Annotated in this window: 14 protein-coding genes; 12 read left to right on the top strand and 2 right to left on the bottom strand. The window is 58.2% G+C overall.

The window, feature by feature from the left end:
* Positions 1-14 precede the first annotated feature (14 nt).
* The 4 genes from FVQ81_03815 (at position 15) to FVQ81_03800 (ending at position 4,515) form a co-directional block, all read left to right on the top strand.
* Positions 15-944 (top strand): hypothetical protein, encoded by a 930-nt coding sequence (locus FVQ81_03815; GenBank protein MBW7995699.1) that lies wholly within the window; start codon positions 15-17, stop codon positions 942-944.
* 344 nt (positions 945-1,288) lie between these two features.
* Positions 1,289-2,149: an MBL fold metallo-hydrolase gene (locus FVQ81_03810; protein ID MBW7995698.1), complete on the top strand. Its 861-nt coding sequence runs from the start codon at positions 1,289-1,291 to the stop codon at positions 2,147-2,149.
* A 99-nt stretch (positions 2,150-2,248) separates the two neighbouring features.
* On the top strand, positions 2,249-3,562 hold the full coding sequence (locus FVQ81_03805) for a DUF1080 domain-containing protein (protein MBW7995697.1): 1,314 nt from the start codon (positions 2,249-2,251) through the stop codon (positions 3,560-3,562).
* A 65-nt stretch (positions 3,563-3,627) separates the two neighbouring features.
* Complete coding sequence (locus tag FVQ81_03800; protein MBW7995696.1) at positions 3,628-4,515, top strand: sugar phosphate isomerase/epimerase; 888 nt, start codon at positions 3,628-3,630, stop codon at positions 4,513-4,515.
* A gap of 53 nt (positions 4,516-4,568) precedes the next feature.
* Here the strand turns inward: FVQ81_03800 and FVQ81_03795 are convergent, their stop codons facing one another.
* Together FVQ81_03795 and FVQ81_03790 are read right to left on the bottom strand one after the other, a co-directional pair.
* Positions 4,569-8,279: a hypothetical protein gene (locus FVQ81_03795; protein MBW7995695.1), complete on the bottom strand. Its 3,711-nt coding sequence runs from the start codon at positions 8,277-8,279 to the stop codon at positions 4,569-4,571.
* Positions 8,280-8,683: 404 nt separating this feature from the next.
* Positions 8,684-9,289 (bottom strand): hypothetical protein, encoded by a 606-nt coding sequence (locus FVQ81_03790; protein ID MBW7995694.1) that lies wholly within the window; start codon positions 9,287-9,289, stop codon positions 8,684-8,686.
* A 405-nt stretch (positions 9,290-9,694) separates the two neighbouring features.
* On the opposite strand from FVQ81_03790, the gene madL reads away from it, so the two are divergent.
* The 8 genes from madL to selB all read left to right on the top strand — a co-directional run bounded on the left by madL (position 9,695) and on the right by selB (position 18,512).
* Positions 9,695-10,054, top strand: coding sequence for a malonate transporter subunit MadL (gene madL / locus FVQ81_03785; protein MBW7995693.1), 360 nt, complete (start codon positions 9,695-9,697; stop codon positions 10,052-10,054).
* Between the two features lie 7 nt (positions 10,055-10,061).
* Positions 10,062-10,835, top strand: a complete 774-nt coding sequence (gene madM / locus FVQ81_03780; protein MBW7995692.1) for a malonate transporter subunit MadM — start codon at positions 10,062-10,064, stop codon at positions 10,833-10,835.
* Positions 10,836-10,880: 45 nt separating this feature from the next.
* A complete protein-coding gene (locus FVQ81_03775) occupies positions 10,881-12,392 on the top strand; it encodes an AMP-binding protein (GenBank protein MBW7995691.1) in 1,512 nt (503 codons plus the stop codon).
* A gap of 141 nt (positions 12,393-12,533) precedes the next feature.
* Positions 12,534-13,514 carry a hypothetical protein gene (locus FVQ81_03770; GenBank protein MBW7995690.1) on the top strand — a complete coding sequence of 327 codons (981 nt, stop codon included), beginning with the start codon at positions 12,534-12,536 and terminating at the stop codon, positions 13,512-13,514.
* An 82-nt stretch (positions 13,515-13,596) separates the two neighbouring features.
* The gene (locus tag FVQ81_03765) at positions 13,597-13,818 is read left to right on the top strand and encodes a hypothetical protein (GenBank protein MBW7995689.1); all 222 of its coding nucleotides are present in this window, start codon (positions 13,597-13,599) and stop codon (positions 13,816-13,818) included.
* A 120-nt stretch (positions 13,819-13,938) separates the two neighbouring features.
* Positions 13,939-15,024 carry a hypothetical protein gene (locus FVQ81_03760; GenBank protein ID MBW7995688.1) on the top strand — a complete coding sequence of 362 codons (1,086 nt, stop codon included), beginning with the start codon at positions 13,939-13,941 and terminating at the stop codon, positions 15,022-15,024.
* Between the two features lie 114 nt (positions 15,025-15,138).
* Entirely contained in the window at positions 15,139-16,602 is a 1,464-nt protein-coding gene (locus FVQ81_03755) for an L-seryl-tRNA(Sec) selenium transferase (protein MBW7995687.1), read from the top strand.
* Positions 16,599-18,512, top strand: coding sequence for a selenocysteine-specific translation elongation factor (selB, locus tag FVQ81_03750; protein ID MBW7995686.1), 1,914 nt, complete (start codon positions 16,599-16,601; stop codon positions 18,510-18,512). Before FVQ81_03755 ends, selB begins: the two co-directional genes overlap by 4 nt.
* Positions 18,513-18,651 lie beyond the last annotated feature (139 nt).

Here is an 18,651-nt window from a genome sequence, read left to right as displayed (position 1 = left end):
GAGCAGGCGCGTCCATGTTGTCTGCCTGCGGGGAATGCCGATTGAACCTGCTAGATCGATTCAATACGGTTTTTTTCAGAACCTATACTTACCGTATCCTGGAGAATTTCTGGGAACTGGCGCTTGAGCTGCTCCCTTATCTTTGCGCGGGGATTGTCGTAATCGCTCTGCTGCAGCGGCTCATTTTCCGCCTGCCGAAAATTGCTATCCTCCGCGCCGGGACGACCGCTGCAATCGCTGTCGCAACTCTGGCCGGTATGGCCGCGCCGCTGCCGGTTTACCTCGCCGTCCCGTTTTCGGCGGTTCTGCTCTCGACCGGGATTCCCGCCTCGCCGGTCATCTCATTCCTGGTTGCCTGTCCTTTGATCGACCCCAACCTGTTTTTGCTTACCTACGGCGCTTTCGGTCCGGCGATGGCTTGCGGGCGCGCGTTGTCGGCTTTTTGTCTTGGCGCCGGTGCCGGCTTGATTTACAGAAAAATCGAGGGACGTTTCCCTCTTAGGACTGTGGACAGTCTGACAGACAGCGCTCCGCGAAGTTTCGGAAAACCATTCGCGCTCTCCCTGCGACGGCAGAGCTGGTTCATCCTGAAAATTTTCAGCGTGAGCCTGCTGCTCGGCGCCGCGATAAAAGCCCTGGTCCCTCCCGAGCTTGTCCGGTCCCTGTTCTCCGACTCCGGCTATTCCGCTATCCTGATCGCCATTGCGCTGGGCGTGCCGTTCTACCAGTGCGGCGGAGCGTCAATTCCGATCATGGAAGCGCTCAATGAACTCGGGCTCAGCAGCGGTGCCGTGCTGGCCTTTTTCATCTCCGGACCGGCAACCAAAATATCCGCCCTTTATGCCTTCCGTGAAGGATTCGGCAGCAGAACTGTCGCGGTCTACTTAGCCTATACGATGGCCGGCGCCTTTCTGGCCGGTTTGGCTTTCAATCTGCTCCACTGAAATGGTTGATTGACTCCAGAGCTGATAATATTGCTGAATGGAGTTTAGCGATACGTCGGTTTTGGGCATTTCCGCTGAAGCTTCCACTAATTATAATTCGTACTAAAATACCTGATAAATCTCCCGCCCTCCTTTTTTGACTGATCCCGTTATCGGCACAGGCCACTTGAGTTCTCATCTTTTTGGTTGTACCGTTCAGGGGCTGGTTGCAAAGGGCCGTTACGAAGTCTGCGTTCAGACTCACAGCCGCTGAAAAATTAACCGGACCGCCAGCTCAATTCCTGATTTTCTGGACTAGTCCGGACATCACCGAATGCAGCATCCATTTTGAATGGAGAGTACTAATGACTGCTGCCGGACGTTTTTATGCGGTACTCTTATCAGTGGGCTTACCCATTTGGGTATTCGCGCAGGGGATGCCGGCAGACCTTCTTCCCTCCAGGCAGATCCTCGCCGAAATCCGTGCTCACGAAGACGGCGTGGCTGTCTGGTGGACCGGTCATAACGGCTGGCTGATCAAGGCGGGAGGGGTTCTGCTCGGGACGGACCTGGTTCTCGAAGCGGCGGACCGTATCCAGCGCTCACCCGTCACTACCGCGGAACTGGCGGGGGAACTGGACATCTCATTCGTCACTCACGAGCATGGTGATCATTTCAACAATAAAGTGTCGCGGGAACTGGCCCGGAGCTCGGACTGCATGTTTGTCGTTCCGCAAAACTGCGTGGCCAAGGCACGGGAACTCGGAATACCCGAAGACCGCATCCGGGTGGCTGTACCGGGAGAACCATTCGAAATCCAGGGTGTCCGCGTGCTGCCGATACGGGCGCTCCACGGACACAAGCAATTTTCGCTTCACAGTAAAGCTAATTTTGAGGACTGCGGATACCTGATCACGATCGGCGGGAAAACTTTCCTGCAGCCCGGCGATTCCATCCTGCTGCAGGATCACCTGGAATTGGAAAATGTGGACGTCCTCTTTTTCTCGCCCACCGAACACAACATGCACATTCGCCAGTCGGTTATCCTGATCAACGAACTGGAACCGGATTACATCCTGCCGCAGCACCGCGACACCTACCGGCAGACGCCGGAGAACCGTTACTGGGCGAACGGATACCCCGTCGAAGTGAGGACGCACCTTTCGCGCACGCTCCAGGAGCGTTACCACATTCTGGAGCAGGGGGAATGCCTGCTTGTGAAGTGACATGAACGGGCTTCATTGTTATTCCTTCCGGGCATCGGCTTTTAACCCGGTCCATCTAGCGCAATCCATTCATACCCTTACGGCTGGAGGATTCAAACCATGAAACGTTTAACCGCTCTGCTGCTGCTCGCTTTCGGTTCGTACCTTGTGCTTACCTGCGGTTCATCACGGAGCGCGCCGGAGAAGTTCACGCCGCTCTTCGACGGCGGCAGCCTGCGGGGCTGGGTAAATGTCAACTGCGCTCCGGAGACCTGGACCGTCGGCGACGGGATGATTGTCTGCACCGGCCTGCCCATGGGTATCCTGCGTACGGAAAAGATGTACGAAAACTACGTACTCGAACTCGAGTGGCGTCACACCAAAGCCGGCGGCAATGCCGGGCTGTTCATCCACTCCGATGACCTGCCGGCGGTCGGTTCGCCCTTCTCGCGTTCGATAGAGGTGCAGATCATGGACGGCAATGCCGGCGATGTGTTCGCGATCAAGGGCGCTTCGCTTATCCCGGAAAACCGTCACCCCCGGGGCTGGATGCGCGCATTGCCCAGCCGGGACCGGATGAACCCCACCGGAGAGTGGAACCGCTACCGGGTAGTGAGCAAGGACGGCATGGTGGAATTGCATGTCAACGGCGACCTGGTTACAAGGGCTTTCAACTGCAACCCGCGCAAAGGGTATATCTGCCTGGAGAGCGAGGGCAGCGAGGTGCATTTCAGGAATATCCGGATCGCCGAACTGCCGTCCTCGCCGCTCCCGCCCGAGGTGGTGGCGCAGGAAGACCGGGGATATAGCAGCCTGTACAACGGGCTGGACTTCCGCGGCTGGAAATGGGTGGCGGGCCACGAGGGGCATTGGACGGTCGAGGATAACGTGATAAACTATGACGGCCAGAGCGAGGCTGAGCGCGAGGAGAAAAACCTGTGGAGTGAAGGGGAGTTCGAAGATTTCGCGATGATCGTCGACTGGCGACTGGCCGGTGAGCCGTCCCTCAAGGACTGGTTCATCATCCTGCCCGACGGCAGCGTGGCGCTCGAGGAGAACGGGGACTCGCTGACCGCCTCGGTGATGAATGCAGGTGACAGCGGAATTTACCTGCGCGGCAGCTCCAAAAGCCAGGTCAATATCTGGAACCTGCCGGTCGGTTCCGGCGAGGTATACGGTTACCGCACCGACCTGAGCATGCCCCCGGAAGTGAGACGGGCGGTGACCCCGGTTATGAACGCGGATAACCCTGTCGGAGAGTGGAACAGGTTCGAGATAACGGTGGCGGGCAGCGTGCTGAACGTGGAGCTTAACGGAAAGCACGTTATCCGGGCCGCGGAACTGCCCGGAATGCCTGCGCGCGGACCGGTCGCCCTGCAGCACCACGGCGACCATCTGCAGTTCTGCAACGTGTATGTCAGGGAACTGAGGTAATTCAACAGGCGTGGTAAGTACTGATCAGGAAAAAATGTTAACCATCTTATTACGTGGGAGCCGCAATGAATGAGTCCGGACGAATAATTTCCAGGCGAGGTTTTATCGGTCTGGGTGGCGGGATACTGGGAGCCGCGGCGCTGGCGGCCTGCGGCGGCGCTAAGGCTCCCGCCGGGAGCAGCGCCGTGCCGGCCGGACATTCTGCATCGCAGGCTTACTGCGGGTTCAGGATGGGTGTGCAGAGCTGGTGTTTCCGGGAGTGGGACCTGGACCGGATGATAGCCGGGATGAAAGAACTGGACCTCGGCCACATCGAACTGGCCCCGAGCGTCCATCTGCCCCTTGACTCGGACGCGGGAGTGGTCCGGGAGACGATGGCGAAACTGGATGATGCCGGAATTACAATCGATGCGTTCGGGGTGGAGCGGGTGGCCAACGACGAGGCGCAGGCCAGAAAGGCATTCGAGTTCGGCAGAACGCTGGGGGTTATCGCCATCAGCGTCTACCCGGTCTACGACGCCCTGCCGCTGGTCGACAGGTTGGCCGGCGAGTACGGCATCCCGGTGGGAATCCACAACCACGGCCCGGAAGACGAACTATACGCCACCCCGGAGATGTTCCGCGAGCGGATAAAAGACCTGTCGCCCATGGTCGGCCTCTGTGTCGACAGCGGGCATTACGGCCGCTCGGGTGTCAATCCGGTGGCGGTTGTCGAGGAGTTCGGCGAGCGCGTGCGAATGGTCCATCTCAAAGACATGGTGCCCGACGACAGCAATGAGTACGGCTGGTCGGACCGGGTTGTGGGCCAGGGGATGCTCGACCTGCCCGGGATGATGAACAGGCTGGTGGAAATCGGTTTCGACGGGCCTTTTTCGCTGGAATACGAAAGCGAGCCATCCGCACCGGTCCAACCACTCAAGCAGTGCCTGGCCGCGATAGCCGAGGTCTGCTGAGCGAGGATAAGGATTTGCATCGCGCTGAAAACCGTTCAGCGTGTAACTCAATCTCAACGGAGTTGAGCTACGAGCCAGTTTACGAGCTCTGCTGATCCGGTCCTGGTCCGGATCAGCAGGTTCTCCGTTTTTCCCGCTTCACCGTAAGTATTTAACACGTCTCTCATCTTTTCTTTCAGCCTGGCGGGTCCCACCGCCCGGTTCCTGCCGTCGACAACACCTTCGAGCAGCAAGGGAATCGGAGCCAGGCTTGCGCATATGTCGCTAATATCTCCCGCCTCGAATACATTTGGAATCACCATATCGAACGGCGTGTAGGTTATGTTGCTTTCCAGCAGAGACAGATAGCTCACAATCGCTCCTCGCGCCGCCACGGCCATGATACCGTCCTCCTGGAGAGCCGTGAATAAGGCGAGATGCGCCCCCAGCGGACTGGAAAAATGCTGAATCCTGGGCGCGATCGGCCAGCTGGACAGTTCGTCGATCCAGAGATTGTCTTCGTTGACCGGGGCGAAAGACTCTCCCCAGAGCGCAACTTTCCGGCTGTCGAGGTCCTCTCGCTGGCGCAGGAAGGCCAACACTGCGCGGACGTCCCTGAGCCGCTGCCCGAGAAGAGTTTCTCCCAGGTCCATTACCCTGTCCGACAGGTACGGGTTCCTGTTGTACTGCGATGGAGCGGTCTCGCCGGTCCCCCGCACATCAGGCAGGCATACTGCGATCCCGTGAGACAATAAATTCTCGATTTCACCGCTCCTCTGCTTGAGGAACCGGTCTTTGCCGCCCTCGGCCAGGCCAACAACCAGCGGCAGTGGACTTTTTGCAGCCTGCGCGGGTTTGATTATCAGCAGAGGAACCATAATCCCCGGTTCCGGCTCAAGCTCGAGCGCTTCCACTACTGCGCCGTCCAGCGACTTTTTCCACAGTGTTTGAGCATCCGCTACGGAGGGCGGACCGGTATCGCCGAGAACTCTTTCCATCCTCCCAGCCAGTTTCAGCTTGAGATCATTTGAATTACTTTGCGCCAAGTTATTCCTGGCGGCTCTCAGCTGCCTGCCGGCGAAATCCCGCGCCAGTTCGTGCAGGGCTCTCCTGTCGAGCCGCGCGTCGACCTGGGGTGTGATGCTAAGCAGTAATGTATCGGGCATTCTCCTCAGGGATTCCTTCAACTTGACAACGTCCAGGCCTTTTCTGGCGCCGTCGAATGTGAGCCACGAGTCGAGCTCGATGTTGAGATCTTCATCTGACGGCATCGGGATATCGAACCATTCGTTGAATATCCGGTACAGCGGCCTGCGCTGCACCGATCCCAGGCTGTAGCAGTCGCCCATGGTTTGCTTCACCCGCAACAGTCCTTTTCCCTGCGCCGAGCTGAGATTGCCCCGTGCATCGTAGAGGCCATACACTTTCTCATACCTCGGCCAGGCTGGAACCGAGATCGACGGGAGGGCGTGCCCTTCCTCGCCCTCCCAGGAAAATTCGTGGGCGTAGACGAACTTTCTGGGAGCGATGGCGGCACAGGTAAGCCAGGGAGTGAGGTGGTCGACCGCACTGCGGAGGATACCATAGCTTTCCCAGTAAACCCTGCCCCAGTTGAACGGGACCACCGCATCGAATCGTTCGTCCAGCAGGCCGGCCAGCGCCGCCGGACGCCCTCCGCCCCAGGTTACCGAGCCGATAAGGATCAGCTTGTCGGGATCGACATTGCCGAGCTCGAAAAACAGATCGACCGCCCTGCTCACGTCCCAGGCGATCCAGGCAAGCCTGTTTTGGCCGATAAGGTTGAGTTGAAATTCAAGCTGGCTTTCCGAGTGGTAGGGTTGACGGTACCAGGGTGTGGCCTCCACGCGTTCACCATAGCCGAGACTTTCCAGGACAAGCACCGCGCAGCCGGACCTGGCCCAGACTATTCCGCTGTCTTTCAACTCGCCCTGAATCTTGGGATAGTGATGGCTCGGGATAATGACTATTCCGGGCATGTCGTCTTTCGGCTCAGCGGGCAGGTAGAGGTTGGCCGCGACAAAGAATCCCGGTCTGCTCTGAAAGGAAACATTTTTTACCTGATAACCCTCGCCTTCGAGTGAACCGGATTCCTGGTACAACAGGGGACATTTGTCCCCAGGCAAAGGACCGAGTGTTTTTCTCAATTTCTCGACCCTGAGATCCCGGAATTTCTCCCAATCCTGAAGTGTTTTGACCTGCTCCCACTGCCGGTGCTCCTGGATGGCTATGGTTTTTATCCTGTCTTCGAGGTAACGGTCGAGCATATCGGTAATCTCGAGATATTTCCTTTCCACTCTCGAAAAAACGTGCGAATCGGTTGCTTCCAGTTGTGAGGCAATGCCGTTTTGCCCGGAACCGAGGGAGTCTTTTTGATCGGGAATGAGATCCACCGGGTTTTGGCCGCTCAGCACGAGCCCGCGGAACCTTGCCGGAGCCAGCAGGTAGGGATTGCCGATCACCGGATTCGTGCTTATCTCTTCGTTTTCACCTATTCTGGACCTCCTGGTCCTGCCCAGCAGCACTCTCCACTGTTCCGGGACAGCTGTCTCGCCCAGTTCCCCGGCAATCTGGTCCAACGGCAGGTTCACCCTCAGGTACCAGGCGTCGTTGTTGATCAGGTAGTTTGTTTCCACCTCCCCGGTCCATGCGCCAGAGCTTGTCCTGAACATATGCGGGCCCTGCCCTTTGGCGTCCCTTACCGTCCCGACCGGGTTGATTTGAATTTCGATAAAAGAGGACCCTGTAGTCGCGAGGTAAATGCACACATGGTCGTCGCCGGCGATATTACTGTCCCGCGTCCCGTTGTCACAGTCCACCCGCGCGTCTTCCGAACAGGCAAAAAGTATCGCCAGGCGCTTCCCGTCGTGCACCCATTTGATTTCGGTTGGGAAGCGGGGCTGACGCGGGTTGGGTTCGTTCCGCATCAGATGGAAGGCGTTTATTCGGTTCCAGAACGGGTCGTCGGGATCAATAGCCAGTGAGGGGACTGCCTGGACACGGCCCACGCGAAGAGCGGGGCCGGTATTGCCCATTGCCGGGGGAGCCGGCTTTGGCGGGTCGATTTTCTCAGCGCCGGTATGGTCATTAAGCTTTAAGCGGGTTGGACGGTTGCCGGGAGAGGAAATCCACCTGAACGCGGGATCGAGGGGCCGCCTCGAGCGAAACCGGGTTACAGCCAGTTCGATTTCCCCGGAGCGGTCTCCCTGATAGAGCTCGCCGTAGGGTATCGCGCATTCCACGCTCCAGCCGCTGTCTGTAATCGCGGCCGCTGAGAGTATCTCTGAAGCCGGTACGGGACTGCCGTTTCGCTCCAGGCGGCAGGCCCCCAGAGGATTAATCTCGATTTTCAGTTCAGACAGGTCGTTTTCACCGCTCCCGGTGGCAAGCTTTATAATCAGGATATCCTCTACCAACGGAGACGTGACTGCGTCTTGTTCCCAAACCGGGTTATAACCGATGGACCTGGCCAGCACCCTGCCGGCGGGCTCCGGGAGGAAAGCCGACAGGCAGAGGCGGCCGCCGCGGGAGATTACTTTAATTGTCCCGTTTAACTCCGCAGGGACACCGTTTTCCGCCGGTTCCAGTTGGATCCCGGCGGCGTAGCGCCAGATTCTGTCCTCCAGCGAGCCATCGACAGTCAAGTCATTGCCGGAGGCCGGAATTTTCCGGACAGGAGAACGAGCCGGGTCCTCGGCCGTCAGCAGGGGTGCGGCGCTCAGGAGAAAGCTGACGAGCAGCAGCAGAAAAACCGTATCTCCACGCATGGAATCCTCCGGTGCTTGCAAAATTGAAACGACGTTCGTCCTGCGGCCATGATGGAATATTGCCTGTTCGGCGGATGTTTAGGAAGGAGAATCTTGAATCAGGGACTCCGGGTTAACTCGGGACATAATCTTGGGTAAAGGAACGATTGATCGGGTTTGTGCTTTTTCAGTTTATTCACCGAAGTTTGATCGAAAAAATTTTCTCGCAACTCTGCTGCGGGGCAGCTCATTAGATTCGTATTGCCGCAGATATAAGCTCATAATGTTCAACTTGTTCTGAAGACGTACAGTTTTAGCATGGATTACCGCCAATTTAAAATGGGAAATAGAAAGGCCCGAATCGCAAGAGTAACTTTATCCCTACAATTCGGGCCGTCCTATAACTGTCACTAGGGTTAGTTGGATTAGGAAGGTAGCAATTGGGTTGCTCCGAATAATATAGAATCCCAACCTTGTCCAGTGCCAAGAATCCACTCGCTTGGAACCCCGTATGTTGATGGGTCTAATAGTGCGACGTTATCAGCATTCTTCAGGTTCAATTCTATGTTGCTATGTCCACTTATGTCCCATGAGAAATTTATCTTAACATTACCATCTTCGTCTGCTTGTCCATAGAATCGACTATATCTATCATCACTAAAAGGATTCCACCCACCACCTGTCTTATCTACTAGCTCCACCGTATAATAGTTGCCTGGCGTTAGTCTATGTGCAACTAAACGCATAGTCAAAGTACCATTTTCGATAGAAAACTTACCCATTCCAAATGCACCAGCTCCTCTTGGCAATGCTTGCCAAGCAGCATCTTTTGAAACTAAATAATAAATCCCATTCGAAGCTTTTTTAACCAAATCTTTTTTAGGGTTGTCGTAGTTTACAGGACCTCCCCCCTTGCCGGCTAAAGTCGGACCTTCCGAAGATAATACCCCTAGCGGATTGGAATCTCGCTGGCAGCCAAGCAGAATTACTAAAAACGAGATCATCAAAGAAAACGCCAGTGCTTGCCTCATGGTTGGTTCCTCCATCGTGTTGAGAACAGAACAGCAGAAGCAACAAGCCCGCATCCTGGATGGCACCTCCTGAGCCAAATTAGTCGTTATGCGACTGGCAGGGCTAAGAGAAACGAGGCTGGCATTAACTATAATAACCGGAATAACCGGGCGGTTGAACTGGGATAAATCAACGAGTGGAGCCTGACCGATAATCTGCGGATATATTTACAATGATAATCGCAACGGGAAAAGTCAAGTAAATACCGACATTCTCCATATTAAAATTGAAACAGCAAAAGATGGCCTTCTTTTTCGATTCCGAGCGAAAACTTTCATCCCCGGAGGGCCTGCATAAAAAGTGATAGTGATATCGGTTGCGGACCGGTATATTAGCAAGCTGTCGAACCATCGGAAGGAGCGGATTTGATAGTTTACGGGGTAGCAATCTTATCAGGATGCATGCTGGTCGGCCTGATAGTCGGCGAGGCACTGGGCGCGCTGATCGGAGTGAAGGCCAATGTCGGTGGAGTGGGTATCTCGATGATCCTGCTGATTCTCCTCTCGGAGCGATATAAGGATGAGCTGAATCTGAAGGCAAGAACCGGCAGAGGGATCGGCTTCTGGAGCGCGATGTATATACCCGTGGTTGTCGCGATGGCGGCGCAGCAGAATGTGCTGGCGGCGATCACCGGTGGCGCGGTTGCGGTCCTGGCCGGTTCCGCCGCTGTAGTCTTGAGTTTCGTGATGGTAATGCTGATCGGCAAATTCAACAGGACGAACTGAATCCGTCATGAAGACACTGCTTGAAATCTGCGGCCGGGTGCTCGCTGAAAACGGCCTGATAACAGCTTTCGCTCTGGTAGGAATTATTATTTATCTGTCCTACTTTCTCTCCAATAAACTTACAAATGGAAGACTGCATGGATCGGCGATAGCTATCTCGACCGGCTTGCTGCTTGCCTATCTCGGCGGTGCACTCACAGGCGGCCAGAAAGGGATAGCCGACATCGCGGTCTTCGCGGGAATAGGTTTAATGGGCGGCTCGATGTTGCGGGACCTCGCAATTGTCTCCACCGCTTTCGGAGCCGGCCTGGATGAGCTCCGCAAAGCAGGCCTGGCGGGTATTGTATCCTTGGTGCTGGGCGTGGTCGTTTCTTTTGCCGTCGGCGCGTTGACGGCGTTCGCATTCGGCTATACCGATCCTGTCGCAATCACCACTATCGGCGCTGGAGCGGTAACCTATATTGTCGGACCTGTTACTGGTACTGCCTTAGGGGCCAATTCCGAGATTATTGCGCTGAGCATCACCGCCGGTCTGGTCAAATCGATTCTGGTCATGTTGAGCACGCCGCTGGTCGCGGATTTCATCGGACTGAATAACCCCCAGTCGGCGGTAATCTACGGCGGGATGATGGGCACCACCAGCGGCGTGGCGGCCGGTCTCGGCGCGGTGGACCCCAAGCTGGTGCCCTACGGAGCGATGCCGGCTACTTTTTACACGGGCCTGGGCTGCCTGGTGGTGCCTTCGCTGTTTTTCCTGATTGTACGGGGACTGATGGGTTGACACAGCGCACTGTCCTCTGTGAACTTCAACGGGTTTACGTCCAAAATGCCTGATATTCCTCTCATCGCAACCGCCCAACGCAGCCTGGAAAGCCGCGCTGTCATATCCTCAGGGAGAACATATACCTGCCGCGAACTGCTGGACGCCTCCCTCAGGGTGGCGTCGAGTCTCCTTGACCGCCAGAAAGATCTGGAGGAGCAGCGGATTGCCTTTCTGGTCCCTCCCGGCTTTCAGTACGTGGCCGTCCAATGGGGAATCTGGCGTGCCGGCGGAATCGCGGTTCCGCTCTGCGTAGTCCATCCTCAGCCGGAGCTGGAATACGTTGTCGCAGACTCGGATGCGGCGACTGTGCTCTGCCATCCCGCGTTTGAAGAGAAGCTTCGGCCGGTCGCGGAGAAGACAAACCGGCGGTTTGTCTCGACCACCGACGCGCTTGAAGCAGAACCGGGTTCGCTGCCCGAAATCAGTTCCGCACGGCGGGCGATGATTCTCTACACCAGCGGCTCGACCGGAAAACCCAAGGGAGTCGTCACCACCCATGATAATATCGAAGCCCAGGCGATGTCGCTGATCGAAGCCTGGGGCTGGTCCCCCGATGATCACATCCTGAACGTGCTCCCCCTTCATCACATCCACGGGATCATTAACGTGCTCACCTGCGCGCTCAGGACAGGCGCGGTCTGCGAATTCCTGCCAAAGTTCGATGCCGCTGAAGTCTGGGACCGAATTATAAATGGAAATCTGACGCTGTTCATGGCCGTTCCAACCGTTTATGTAAAGCTCATTGCATTCTGGGATGCGGCTTCCCCGCAGGAGCGGGATACCATGTCCGCCGCCTGTGAACAGTTGCGGCTGATGGTTTCCGGGTCGGCGGCCGCACCGGTCAGCATGATCGAAAAATGGCGGACTCTCAGCGGGCACGTACTCTTGGAGCGCTATGGAATGACTGAAATCGGCATGGCTTTATCCAATCCGCTCAACGGCAGCAGAGTACCGGGCTATGTGGGCGCTCCCCTGCCGAATATGCAGGTCAGGCTCGTGGATGAAAACGGGGAAGTGGTGAGTCAGGGAGATCAGGGAGAGATTCAGGTCAGGGGGCCCGCTGTCTTTTCGGAATACTGGAGAAAGCCCGGGGCTACCCGGGAAAGCTTCCGCGACGGCTGGTTTTGCACCGGTGATGTATCCGTTGTCGAAAACGGCAACTACCGCATTCTCGGCCGGAAATCGGTGGATATTATCAAAACCGGCGGCTACAAAGTATCCGCGCTGGAAATCGAAGAGGTGCTCCGGACCCATCCCGGGATTAAGGATTGCGCCGTGGTCGGAGTCGAGGATCCTGAATGGGGCGAGCGCGTGAGCGCCGCGGTTGTGATCGCCGACGGGGGCTCTTTAACGCTGGATTCTCTTCGCTCGTGGGCCAGGGAAAAAATCGCGGCATACAAGCTGCCTGCCCGGATGCGGATTTTCGACGATCTGCCCCGCAACAACATGGGCAAGGTCACCAAGCCGGAAATCGTGCAACTGTTTATGAGTGGTGATGAAGTCGATCGAATCTGAGGGTGCCTGGTACAGTTCCGGGAGGTGTCAGGGGAAATAAGCGATTTAAGTCACTGGTTGACCGAGCTTGCAATTCAACGTTAAATCTTACCCGCTGATAATCGGCTGGTTGAGCCGAGAACTCGTAACGGGAGCTCAAACATGAAACGCTCATTTTCAGGATTAACCACCGGCAGGCGGCTGGTCGCGGCCCTGGCCTGGGGACTGCTGCTGGGGAACTTGACAGCCATCGGCTGCGGCGCCGGTCAGGACGGGCAGGCGCAGTCCTCGGGCGACCGGGAAGCGGAAAACGCCTGGACGATCGGCGTGCTGACCGGGCCGTCGCCCTTCGAGCTGTCCGCTCCGGCGAATGTCACCAACCCGGTACTGCGAGGAGAGGATGTCACCGATCTCGACGTCAACATTGTCGCCCATCCGTTCATGATCGCGACAGATTCAGCCTACTATCTGTTTTTTACGGCCAAGAGCGACAAGAAGAAAGAGGGCGGGATCGGGCTGGCCGAAAGCAGTGACGGCCTGCACTGGAAACACCGACGGATAGTTGTCGATGAACCTTACGACCTGTCTTACCCCTACGTTTTCAAATGGCAGGATGACTACTACATGACTCCCGAAGCCCACACGGAAACTGCCGTCCGGCTCTATAAGGCCACCGCGTTTCCCGATCAATGGCAATATCAGGGCGATATTATTTCCGGAGATCATTACATCAGCCCGACGATTTTCCGCCATGACGACATGTGGTGGATGTTCGCCGCGCGGCTGGGCAACGAGACCCTGCGCCTGTTTTATGCCGCCGAATTGATGGGGCCGTGGACCGAGCACCCGCAAAGTCCGGTAATCGAGAAAAACCTCGACACCGCCCGCCCGGCCGGCCGGCCGCTGGAAATCGATGGCAGGCTCTACCGCATCGGCCAGGACTGTTATCCCACCTATGGCAACCGGGCGCTGGCTTTCGAGATCACCACTCTCAGCACGACCGACTATGCGGAGACGATGATTGAGACTCCGCTGGTCCAGGCTTCCTCCAGCGGTTGGAACGCCGAAGCGATGCACCATGTCGACGCCTGGCAGGTCGGCCCCGGCAGATGGCTGGCCGTTGTCGATGCTCTCGGCAGGTAATCTCGGGCTGGGCGGTGATTCTTGAAATCTAGTGGGGTATTTATTATATAAATGCAACTCAGACATCACGGAGTGGTATTACATGGCTGTGGAGGCCGATATGACAGATGTTCTCAGGATCGCGGTGGTCCTGCTCTCGACACTGCTTTTGGGGATGACGTCGTTTGTCGCGGGTGCTCCCCGGATCGCTGTCGGCGAGCCGTTCCCCGACCTGCCGTTCCCGTCGCTCGATGACGGCCGGCCGCTCTCGGTGGCGGCTTACCGCGGCCAGAAACTCGTGCTGCATATCTTCGCATCCTGGTGAGCGGGCTGCCGCAAGCACGTGCCCGGGTGGCACAAAAAAACCGAGGAAGACAGGGCAGCGGGCCGCGTCAAGATGGTGGGGATCATCCAGGAACAGCATCCCCACAGGGCCCGCCTGTTCATGCAGTGGCAGCAGATGGACTGGCCGATCCTGGTCGACCGGCAAAACCTGCTCGAAGTGCTGGCGGTGCCGATTACGGCCCTGATCGATGAACAGGGTATCGTACGCGCGCTTCGTCCCAGCGACGAAGAGTACAGCCGATTTCTGGAAACAGACTATGTCGGCTCGACACGGCCGGTGCCGGTCCGGGCCGAAGCTCCCGATCTCGCCCGGCTTCAGGAGCATGCGGGCCGGAGCGCCGACAACCAGCGGAATTACGCCGCCTCCCTGGTCCTCTGGGGCGGGGATGAAGCGCTGGACAGGGCTGTCGAGGCCTACCGCGAGGCGGTTGAGCTGGAACCGGACCACGGCCCGACCCACTTCCGGCTGGGCGCCGCTTACCGCGCGCGCTACGATTCGGATTATCGCCGGGAGGGTGATTTCGAAGCTGCAATCTCCCACTGGGGCAGGGCGCTGGAGCTCGACCCGAACCAGTATATCTGGCGACGTCGGATCCAGCAGTACGGCCCCAGGCTGGATAAGCCCTATTCGTTTTACGACTGGGTCAACCAGGCCAGGCGGGAGATCGAAGCCAGGGGCGAGACGCCCTCGGTCCTGCGGGTGGAACCCGGAGGCGCTGAGTTCGCCTACCCGTCCGAGTCGTTCGAGGCCGGCGGGACCGAGCTGCGGAGTCCGGACCCCGATGGGCGGATATTCCGCGATGAGCGGAGGCTGATCAGGGCCGAGGTGACTGTCGTGCCGGGAACGCTGGCGCCGGGAGAAACAGGCCGCGTGCATGTCGTGCTCCGGCCGGACCTGTCACAGAAGGCGCACTGGAACAACGAGATGGAGGACCTGGTTTTCTGGATTGACACGCCGGACGGGTGGCAGGTCGATAACCGTCACCTGACAGTGCCCATACCTCCGGAACCGGTCAGCCAGGAGACCCGCAGGCTCGAATTCGAAATCAAATGCCCGGAAAACGCCGGGGGCACGGTTGTCGTTCCGGCGTATTCACTGTATTACGTCTGCGAGGATCTCAACGGCACCTGCCTGTACCGCCGGCAGGACATCCCGGTCAGGATCGAAATCAACAGCTCGCAGTAGCTCCTGTTCCGATAATCGGCTGACAAAGGCTGCCGGTTCCGGCGGCCTTTTTTTGTGGCGGCTCTCTGGAAAGGAAATGCGGGGATGGAACACGATTCAGCGGCCGGAAAGCTGATGCTGAAAGATATTGTCAGCACCACGAGAATGCTCGCCAACCCGGTGATTCAGCTTCTCGGCGAGCAATTTCCCAAGCGGCTGGTCAAAGAGACAATCAAGGCAGTCCTGCAGGAATTGCGCGACACGGTCCTGGCGGCTCCTGCGGATCAGCCGGCTGCTATCGATCTGTCCGCCGGCTCTGTCGCGTGCGAGGTTGCCCGGCGGGTTCGCGCTAAATCCCGTCCCGGTCTCGGCCCGGCGATCAATGCCACCGGGATTATCCTGCATACCGGTCTGGGCAGGGCGCCGTTGGCCGATACGGCCAGGGATGCACTGGCCCGGGCGGTGGAGAATTACTGCACGCTGGAGATCGATGTGGCCTCGGGCAGGCGCGGCAGCCGTCATGCCCATGTCGAGGAACTGCTCCGCCTGCTGACCGGCGCCGAGGCTGCGATCGTGGTCAACAATAATGCCGCCGCGGTCCTGCTGGTGCTCAATACGCTGGCCGACCAGCGGGAGGTGCTGGTTTCCAGGGGCCAGTTGGTGGAGATCGGCGGATCGTTCAGGATGCCGGACGTGATGCGCCTCAGCGGCGCGGAAATGATCGAGGTCGGCACCACCAACAGGACCCACCTCGCCGACTATGAAAAAGCGATCGCCGAGCGTACGGCGCTGGTGCAGACAGTCCACCCCAGTAACTACCGGATCAGGGGTTTTACCAGCGAGGTCCCCCTTGCGGAATTGAAACCGCTCTGCGACTCCCGCACTCTGCCGCTTGTCCATGATATCGGCAGCGGCTGCCTGCTGGATTTCACGGGCTACGGTTTGCCGCCGGAACCCGTGGTCGTTCAGAGTATCCGCGACGGCGCGGACGTGGTCACTTTCAGCGGAGACAAGCTGCTCGGTGGTCCTCAGTGCGGTATCGCGGTGGGCCGGAAAAAATACGTGGACATGCTGAAAAACAACCCTCTCAGCCGCGCCCTGCGCTGCGATAAAATGGTCTACGCGGCGCTGGAGGCCACCCTGAAACTTTTCCTGGATGAGAAGGTGCTGTTCGATCAGTTGCCCGTCCTGCGGATGGCAGCCGCCGGTGTGGAGGAACTGGAACAACGGGCAAAGAAGTTTATCGAAGCTGTGCGCCCGGAAGCAGGCGATAGTATCAAGCTTGAGATAATCGACGGTGAATCGCAGATGGGCAGCGGTGCGATGCCGGCCTGCGGAATCCCGACCCGTCTGGTGGCTATCGGCGGTGAGCGGGTTTCCGCCGACGAGCTTGCGCGCCGTCTGCGGCTGGGCGATCCGCCCGTATTCGGCCGGATTGCCGAGGACCGTTACCTGCTGGACCTGCGCACGGTCCATCCCCGCGAGACGGATACGCTCGCCGGGCTTGTTGGCGGAGCCTTAAAAAACTGCCGGAGCAAGCCCGTGAAATCGGCTGACGGCAACCACCCAGCCCGGCCAGGCAGGAATTCACCCGGATGAAACACACGATTATCGGCACCGCCGGCCATATCGACCACGGCAAGACCATGCTGCTCAAAGCCCTGACTGATATCGACGCGGACAGGCTGCCGGAGGAAAAGCTGCGCGGCATGACTATCGATCTGGGTTACGTGTTCTACGGACCCGACGTGAGCATAATCGATGTGCCGGGGCACGAGAAGTTTATCAAAAACATGCTGGCCGGCATTACCACTATCGATTCGGTGATCCTGGTAATCGCCGCCGATGACGGGATCATGTCCCAGACCCGGGAGCATTTCGACATCCTGCGCCTGCTGGATGTCCGTCGCGGGATTATTGCGCTGACCAAGATCGACCTCGTCGACCGGGACTGGCTGGAGCTGGTCAAAGAGGAAGTCTCAGCGTTCGTGGCCGGTACGCTCCTCAAGGATGCGCCGGTTGTGTGCCTCTCCAGCCGGACAGGGGAGGGGATTGCGGAGTTCCGGGCGGTGCTGGAGCAGGAGATTCGCGAAGCCCCGGCCAGGGATGACAAGGGTATCTTCCGTTACTGGATCGACAGATCGTTTGTCCTCAAGGGGATCGGCAATGTTGTCACCGGCACTGTCCTGGCCGGCAGCCTGCGCGCCGGCGACAGGCTGGAGCTGCTGCCGCGGGGCAGAGAGGTCAGGGCGCGAAAAATTCAGGTGCATAATGAGGAGGTAGCCGAGAGCGGCGTGGGTCAGCGTGCGGCGATCAACCTGACAGGTGTCGAGCGGGATGAGGTCGAGCGCGGCGACATGCTGGCCAGCCCCGGTTATTTTTCGCCCACCTGTATGGTCAACGCCAGGCTGTACCTGCTCGAAAGCGCTCAGCCACTGAAGAACAGGACCAGAATCAGGCTTCACCTCGGCTGCCGGGAACTGCTGGCCAGGGTTGTGCCGCTGGTTGGGAAAGCGGTTGCGCCGGGGGAGGCGACTGTGGTGCAGTTCAGGCTTGAGGAACCGGTGGCTGCCGATACCGGCGACAGGTTTATCATCCGCAGTTACTCGCCTCCGGTCACGATCGGCGGCGGGACGATCCTGGAGGTGCACCCCGAGAAACTGAAATATCTGGGGGCGCGGGATATCCAGCAGCTCGAGGAGCTGGAGCAGGCCGGAGCCGACCGGCTGATTCTGCACCACCTGGCCTCGACGCCCCTGGCGCCGAAAACAACCGGACAGTTGAGCCGGGCACTGGCTCTGCCGGAAAACCGCGTGCGCGAAACCGTGGAACAGCTGCTGGGCGAGGGAGTTCTGACAGGACTCGGGCGGAAAACCGTCAAAGCGGTAATGCTGACCGGGGAGTTGGAAAAAGTATGCCGCAGGGCGGTTGAATATCTGGAAAGTTTCCATGAACAAAACCCGTATCTGAACGGAATCAAGCAGTCGGAGCTGAAAAGTAAATTGCTGGAAAATGCCGATTCCGCGGCCTGGGAGGTTGTCCTGCGGATGTTGACGGCCAGCGGTCAGGCTGTGCTGCGGGGCGAGGCGATCGCGCTGGAGGGCCACGCTGTCGAATTCAGCGTGCGGGACAGGGAGCCTGCGGCCGGAATCGAGGATCTCTACAGCCGGGCCGGTTTCACGACCCCGTCGCTGAGGGATGTGGCCGGACGGTTTCAGGAGCTTGGCGAGCAGAGAGCAGCGGATATCGTCCGGGGACTGATCGAGATGGGCCGGCTGGTTGAAATCATGCCGGAAGCGGACAAGCGGGTGATTTTCCACCGCAGCGCCGTGGAAAAGGCGGAAAAGGTTCTGGTTGAATTATTACGGCAAAATGGTGAGATTAGGGTGTCGGAATTCCGCGAGAAGATCGGCTGCTCGCGTAAATACGCAACACCGCTGCTGATTCATTTCGACCAGCGCGGTCTGACCGAACGCAGCGGAAATATCAGGCGGCTGAGAGAAACGTAACGGTTGCCGCCATTGTCACTTTAACCGGTTGTGGCGATTCGAATGAAGCAATCGGGGAGAAACCGGATGTTCCACAAGAACAAAAGAAAGCGGCTGACAGAGCTGGTCGCCAGCGCCGGTTGACTGGCCAAGCTGAGCT

Source organism: Candidatus Glassbacteria bacterium (assembly GCA_019456185.1).
In the GTDB taxonomy this organism is placed as follows: domain Bacteria; phylum Gemmatimonadota; class Glassbacteria; order GWA2-58-10; family GWA2-58-10; genus JAJRTS01.
This window is presented reverse-complemented; position numbering and strand designations above follow the sequence as displayed.